This window comes from Terrabacter sp. FW104-15G4B (genome assembly GCF_058790095.1).
In genome coordinates this window covers 387,655-394,603 of sequence record NZ_JBYTCI010000001.1, presented here as the reverse complement: position 1 = coordinate 394,603, position 6,949 = coordinate 387,655, and the positions used below count along the sequence as shown (strand labels likewise).

Here is a 6,949-nt window from a genome sequence, read left to right as displayed (position 1 = left end):
ACGCCGTAACCTTGACCCGCACCCCACCCCCCGTGTCGAAAGGCACTCCCATGCCCCGCCTTGCCATGCCCACCTTCCGCGACGGTCGCGGCGCCCCGCCGACGCCGGCGCGCGAGATCGCGCGCATCGCCGTGCCGGTGAGCATGGAGTTCGTCCTGATGCTGGTGCTCAACTTCGTCAACCAGATCGTCGTCGGCGGCCTCGGCGCCACCGCGATCGCGGCCGTCGGCTTCTCCAACAGCCTCACCTTCATCCTGGCGGTCACGCTCGGGTGCCTCGGCACGTCGGTCAGCATCCTCGTCGCCCGGGCCCACGGTGCCGGCCGGCGCGGGGACCTCGACCACACCGTCACCGCGGCACTGCTCGTCGCCGTGGGCCTCGGAGCCGTCGTCTCGGCCGTCCCCTGGTTCTTCGCCGACCACCTCATGTCGCTCGTCGGGGCCTCCCCCTCGGTCGCGGCGGCGGGCACCGACTACTTCCGGCTCACCGTCCTCGCGACCCTGCCGGTGATGCTGAGCGCGATCCTGGCCGGTGTGCTGCGCTCCGCCGGCCGGCCGACGAGCCCGATGATCGCGACGATGGTCACCGTCGTCGCGAACTCCGCGATCGCGTACTCCCTCGTCGTCGGCCTCGGCCCGCTGCCCTCGCTCGGCGTCGCGGGCGCCGGCTGGGCCACCTTGGTCACCGCGGTGGTCAAGTCGCTCATCCTGCTGTGGATGGCCTTCCGACGCCGCGGCGTCGTCGGCTGGAGCCTGCCCGACAGCCTGCGCCAGTGGCGTGCCGTCATCGTGCCGCTCTTCGTGCTCGCCCTCCCCCTCGGCGTCACGGAGCTGTTCTGGACCGTGGGGACCTTCCTCTACAACGTCGTCTTCCAGCAGCTCGGCGACGAGGCGCTCGCCGCGGCCCAGATCGTGACCACCCTCGAGGGCATCTTCATCGTCGGCAGCATCGGCCTGATGAGCGCAACCACGACCCTCGTAGGACGCTCGGTGGGGCGGGGCAACGTCGACGAGGCGATGGCCTGGGTGCGGCGGCTGACCCGCGCCGGCATCAGCACCGCAGCCATCTTCGGTCTGCTCTTCGCCGCTTCGGTGCTGCTTCTCGACGTGCTCTTCGGCGAGGCCGGGCGCGACGTACGGACCATGGCCGGCGTCGGCATCCTCATCAACGCCGCGTTCCAGGTGGTCAAGGTGCGCAACATGATCGTCGGCGCCGGCGTCCTGCCCAGCGCCGACGACGTGCGCGGCGTCATCATGGGCGACGTGGCCGGGGCGTTCGCCATCGGGCTGCCCCTCGCCGTCCTCCTCGGGCTGCACACGCCGCTCGGCTTCGTCGGCATCTTCGTGGCGCGTGTCCTCGAGGAGATCGTCAAGCTGTCGATCTTCACCTGGCGCGCACGGCGCATCCGCTGGCAGCGGCTCGTGTCGCCCGCACAGGCCGCCGAGGCGCTCGCCGCCTGAGCCGCCCCTCTGCCACTCCAAGCCCCGCGCACCGCCACCACCGACCAAGGGCACGTGGTCGGGAGCCCCCGGGGCGCGCCCGAAGGTCAGGCGAAGTCCAACCCGTCGAGCGAGGACGCCGGTTTCTGGTCGGGCAGGCGCAGCATCCGGAACGAGTTGGCGAGTCCCAGCAGTCCGGCGAGGAGCGGCACCGACAGGGCGATCTGCAGTGAGAGGTCTCGTGCCTCGGCATTGATGGCGACGACCGCGGCCTTCACGTCCGCCGGCTGGCCGGTGATCTGCTGCTCGAGCTGGCTGTTGCTCATGATCTCGGCGTCGTGTTCCAGAGCGTCGGCGATCTGCTGCTGCTGGGTCGCAGGGATGACCGGACTGTTCTCGGCCAGCTGGGTGAAGCCGACCGACAGTGCGGCGAGCATGAGGCCTCCCGCCATGGCGAGACCGAAGGAGAGGCCGAAGGACCCCGCGGCGGAGTTCACCCCGGCAGCCTCGCTCACTCGCTCCTCCTCGACGGGTGCGAGGGTGTAGTTGTTCAGCTGCGACACCAACAGGCCGAGGCCGCAGCCGGTGATCGCAAGTGGGAGCACGAAGTACCAGCCGCTGTCGGCGCGGGGGACGAGCGGGATGATGATCGCGACACCGAGGCTGGTGAGGACGAAGCCGGCGCGGATGATCGCTGCGGGACGCCGGACACCGGCCTTCTTGCCGGCCACGAGTGCCGCCGCGAACATCGTCAGCGACAGCGGGGCCAGCGACAGCCCGGACTGGAGTGCGTTGTACTCGAGCGTCATCTGGAAGTACAGCGGGAGGGCGATCATGGCGCCGCCCAGGGTGACCTGTTGCAGCAGCTGTCCCGAGACCCCCGCCGTGAAGTTCGGATGACGGAACAGGTCCGGGTCGAGCAGGGTCACCAGCCCGGCGCGCTTGCGCCTGACGAGCCACCCAGCCAGCAGCACGAGCGCCACGGCCCCGATCGCCATGAGGATTCCGACGGACTCACCGCCCTCCTGCCAGACGAGGATCCCCAGCACGACGCCACCCATGCCGATGACCGACAGGATCGCGCCGACCACGTCGATCTTGCGCGAACCGGTGTACGGAACGTCGTGGACCAACCGGATCTGGCTGAGGACGACGACGATGATGACGACCTCCAGCGCGAACCCGACCCGCCAGGACAGGTAGGTGGTGACGAACCCGCCGAGCAGCGGACCGATCGCGGCGGCGATCGCGGCCGAGGCACCGACGAGCGCGTAGGCCTGCTTCTGGGCGGCGCCGACGAAGTTGCCGTGAATCAGCGACTGCATCGCCGGCAGGAGCAACGAGGCTCCGAGTCCACCCAAGATGGCCCAGAAGATGACGATCGCCGTGAGGCTCTGGGCGAGCGTCATGGCGAGTGCGCCGACGGCATACCCGAGCAACCCCAGGACGTAGGCCCGCTTCCGTCCGATCAGGTCGCCGACCTTGCTGTTGATCAGGATGAACGCGGCCGAGACCAGGGCCTCGAGCGCGATGGCGGACTGCACCCCGCTGGCTGTCGTGTCCAGGTCGACGATGACCGCGGAGATCGAGACGTTCATCAACGAGGTGTCGACGACCAGGACGAACATCGCCATGGCCAGCAGGAGCATCAGCCGGCGGCTGCCCGCGGCGTCCGCGGCGTCCGCGGCGCTACCTTCGGCTGGGCTCTGTGTCATGTCACCCTCTCGGCCGCCGACCCGCCACCAGGCGTTGCTGGGACATCGTCGCTACCACCGCACCGGGTGACACCGTCTCGCCGGCACCGTCCAGCCCGAGCTCGCAGTCTATCGAGGCCCACCGGACGGCCGTCGGCGAAACGCATGAGGCCGTTACGGCTGGAATGCTCCGTCAGTCGAGCACGATGCCGAAGTGGTCCACGAGAGCGGCACCCACCTCGAAGTCGCCGTCGGTCGTGGTGGCGACGGCCCAAGAGCGAGTCGGCTGGGGCAATCGCAGCCAGGAACACGGCGCGACTCCTCCGCGTCCGGCAGGTGACGTTTGCACGCCCCACCTGCCCCGAGGGCCCGTCCCTGCGTTGGCGGTCACCTGGGACAGTGATGGAGAGTGGGTGTATGCCGAACCGCCTGGCCGACTCCACGTCGCCGTACCTGCTGCAGCACCAGGACAACCCGGTCGACTGGTGGCCGTGGTGTCCCGAGGCGTTCGAGACCGCCCAACGTCTCAACAAACCCGTGCTCCTCAGCGTCGGGTACGCGGCCTGCCACTGGTGCCACGTCATGGCGCACGAGTCGTTCGAGGACGAGACGGTGGCGGCGGCCCTCAACGAGCGGTTCGTGTCGGTCAAGGTCGACCGTGAGGAGCGTCCCGACATCGACGCCGTCTACATGTCGGCCGTCACGGCGACGACCGGCCACGGCGGCTGGCCGATGACGGTCTTCCTCACCCCGGAGGGAGAGCCGTTCTTCTGCGGCACCTACTTCCCGCGAGACCACTTCCTGCGGGTGCTGGCCGCGCTCGACGAGGCCTGGCGCACGCGGGAGAAGGACGTGCGCGCCTCGGGAACCCACATCGCCACGACGCTCGCCGGCGCCCTGCGTCCACCGACGCCGTATGCCGTCGAGCCCGGCGCACTGTCGTCCGCGGTTGGTCTGCTGGCGCGCGACTTCGACAGCACCGCAGGCGGATTCGGCGGCGCTCCGAAGTTCCCGCCGTCCATGGTGCTCGAGTTCCTGCTGCGCCACCACGCCCGCACCGCGGACGCTCGGGCGCTCGAGATGGCCTCACGGACGCTCGAGGGGATGGCGCGGAGTGGCATGTACGACCAGCTCGCCGGCGGCTTCTCCCGGTATGCGGTCGACGCCGGCTGGGTGGTCCCACACTTCGAGAAGATGCTCTACGACAACGCCCTGCTGCTGCGCGCCTACACGACCTGGTGGAAGGTGACGGGCGACCCGCTGGCCGAGCGGATCGCCCGCGAGACGGCCGACTTCGTGCTGCGCGACCTCGGCACGGCGGCGGGCGGCTTCGCCTCCTTGGACGCGGACGCCGCGGGGGTCGAGGGACTGACGTACGCGTGGACCCCCGACGAGCTGCGCGAAGTCCTCGGGGAGGACGCCGAGCAGGCTGCCGAGATCTTCGCCGTGACGCCGGAGGGCACCTTCGAGCACGGCTCCTCCACCCTGCAGCTCCCGTCCGACCCCGCCGACCCCGCGTGGTTCGAGAACGTCCGCAGGCGGCTGCTCGCGGCGCGTGCCGAGCGGCCCCAGCCCGGACGCGACGACAAGGTGGTGACCTCGTGGAACGGCCTCGCGATAGCCGCGCTGGCCGGGGCCGGGGCGACCTTCGACAGGGCGGACTGGGTGGAGGCGGCCGCAGGCTGCGCGTCGCACGTGCTCGACGTCCACCTCGTCGACGGTGTCCTACGCCGGGCGTCGCGGCACGGCGTCGCGGGGGCTGCGCGTGCGGTGGCCGACGACCACGGCAACCTGGCCGAGGGGCTCCTCGTCCTGCACCAGGTCACGGGCGAGCAGCGCTGGCTCGAGGCAGCGCGCGAAGTGCTCCGGTCCTCGCGCGACTTCGCCGCCGACGACGGCGGTTTCCATGACACCGCCGGCGGCGCCGAAGCCCTCTACCTGCGCCCCCGCAGCGCCGCCGACAACGCCGAGCCGTCGGGGCAGTCGGCGCTGGCCGGCGCACTGGTGACGATCGGGGCACTGACCGGTGACACCGAGGCGCTCGATGCCGGGGCCCGGGCGGTGGCGGCCGGGCTGGGTCTGGCCGTGCGCGAGCCGCGCTTCGGTGGGTGGTCCCTCGCCGTCGCAGAGGCGCTCGTCGCCGGTCCGCTGCAGGTCGCGGTCGTCGGCTCGGGTGCGGATGCGTCGGCGCTCGAGCAGGTCGCGCGCCGGTCCCCCAGCCCGGGGCTCGTGGTCGTCCGCGGAGAGCCGGACCGACCGGGGGCTCCCCTGCTCGCCGGCCGGCCGCTCGTCAACGGTGCCGCCGCGGCATACGTCTGTCGCGGCATGGTGTGTGAGCTCCCGGTCACCGACCCGCGAGCGCTGGCCGCCCAGCTGGCGGGCGACTCCCCTGCACCCCACGCGGGGGCCATGGACTGAGCACGCCCGAGGCGGCGAACCGCCGGACATCCGAAACCTCCGGGACAGACGGTCACATTCTGCAACAATCACCGCATGATGGGCCATGCACGCACCGCAGTCGTCGTCGAGGACGACGACGACATCCGCGAGCTCATCACCCACAGCCTCACCATGCAGGGGTTCGACGTCGCCACGGCGTCCTCGGGCCAGCAGGGCCTCGAGCTCGTGGTCTCGAACGACCCCGACCTCGTGACCCTCGACCTGGGCCTGCCCGACCTCGACGGCATCGAGGTGTGCCGTCGAGTGCGCGACGTGAGCCAGGCCTACGTGGTGATGATCAGCGCGCGCACCGACGAGATCGACCGCCTGATGGGTCTGGAGATCGGCGCCGACGACTACCTCACCAAGCCGTTCAGCCCACGCGAGCTGCAAGCCCGCGTCAACGCGATGTTCCGCCGTCCCCGGGCGGTCCGACCGCACGGCGCAGAGCTGGCGGCCAGCGCGGCGCTCAACGCCACGTCCGCCGCGCCGGCCACTCTCGTGACGGGCGTCCAGGAGGCCGCGACCGCAGGTGCCACCCACGAGCTGGTGCACCACGGTCGGATCAGCCTTGACCCCGAGGGCCGCGTCGCCCTGGTCGACGGCCAGGAGGCGGACCTGACCCGCACGGAGTTCGACCTGCTGACCACCCTCATGAGCGCCCCGCGCCGGGTGTGGTCGCGTGCCGTGCTGCTCGACAGCCTGTGGGGCCCGGGATGGTCGGAGGAGCATCTCGTCGAGGTCCACGTGGGCAACCTGCGCCGCAAGCTGAGCCGGCTCGGCCCCAAGGGTGGCCGCGCGCCGATCCGCACCGTACGGGGCGTGGGCTACCGCATGGAGGAGCCCGAGGCGTTCTGAGCGGGGCCCGCGGCGCGGACCACGTCGTCCGGGCGTCGCTCAGGCCAGGGCTGCTGGCGCGCCGGCCTCGAGATGCCTGCGGAGCGCGGTGCCGCCTCGCGTGGCGAGCTCGAGCATCGTGGCGCTGCGGTCGCTGGCGGCAGTCGGCTCTCCTCGCCGGACGCAGTCGATCACGAGCAGGACGGCCGACTCGAGCCTCACGAGCCCGACGGTGGCCGACGAGACGCGCAGGCTGAGGAGCACGTCCATCGCCGCCACGTCGTCGTGGCGCTCGAGGGCGGACGCGGCTCGCGAGAGGCGCGCGTCGAGCATGCGCAGGTAGGTGCGGGCGATCGAGTGCGCGAGGTCGTCGCTCTCGAGCTCGGCGGCCAGACGAGTCAGGGCCGCCGGGTCGAGATCGGCGTCCTCGGCGGGCCGCCGCCGGCGAAGGGAGGGGTCAGCGGCCACGACGCACGCCGAACGCGCGTATGCCGTGGGCGACCGCAGCGGGCCGGTGGCCCGGGGTTCGAAGCGGGACCG

General features: G+C 71.5%; 5 protein-coding genes. 3 read left to right on the top strand and 2 right to left on the bottom strand.

The features are described 5' to 3' along the window. Positions 1 to 50: 50 nt before the first annotated feature. Complete coding sequence (locus AC3WRT_RS01825; protein ID WP_492718396.1) at positions 51 to 1,460, top strand: MATE family efflux transporter; 1,410 nt, start codon at positions 51 to 53, stop codon at positions 1,458 to 1,460. A gap of 86 nt (positions 1,461 to 1,546) precedes the next feature. On the opposite strand, the gene AC3WRT_RS01820 is transcribed toward AC3WRT_RS01825, so the two are convergent. Then, complete coding sequence (locus tag AC3WRT_RS01820) at positions 1,547 to 3,088, bottom strand: MFS transporter (protein WP_492718434.1); 1,542 nt, start codon at positions 3,086 to 3,088, stop codon at positions 1,547 to 1,549. Positions 3,089 to 3,550: 462 nt separating this feature from the next. Between AC3WRT_RS01820 and AC3WRT_RS01815 the strand changes: the two genes are divergently transcribed. Together AC3WRT_RS01815 and AC3WRT_RS01810 are read left to right on the top strand one after the other, a co-directional pair. Next, positions 3,551 to 5,551, top strand: a complete 2,001-nt coding sequence (locus AC3WRT_RS01815) for a thioredoxin domain-containing protein (protein WP_492718392.1) — start codon at positions 3,551 to 3,553, stop codon at positions 5,549 to 5,551. Between the two features lie 75 nt (positions 5,552 to 5,626). Further along, complete coding sequence (locus tag AC3WRT_RS01810) at positions 5,627 to 6,430, top strand: response regulator transcription factor (RefSeq protein ID WP_492718390.1); 804 nt, start codon at positions 5,627 to 5,629, stop codon at positions 6,428 to 6,430. A gap of 39 nt (positions 6,431 to 6,469) precedes the next feature. Here the strand turns inward: AC3WRT_RS01810 and AC3WRT_RS01805 are convergent, their stop codons facing one another. Next, the gene (locus AC3WRT_RS01805) at positions 6,470 to 6,877 is read right to left on the bottom strand and encodes an Hpt domain-containing protein (protein ID WP_492718386.1); all 408 of its coding nucleotides are present in this window, start codon (positions 6,875 to 6,877) and stop codon (positions 6,470 to 6,472) included. Positions 6,878 to 6,949 lie beyond the last annotated feature (72 nt).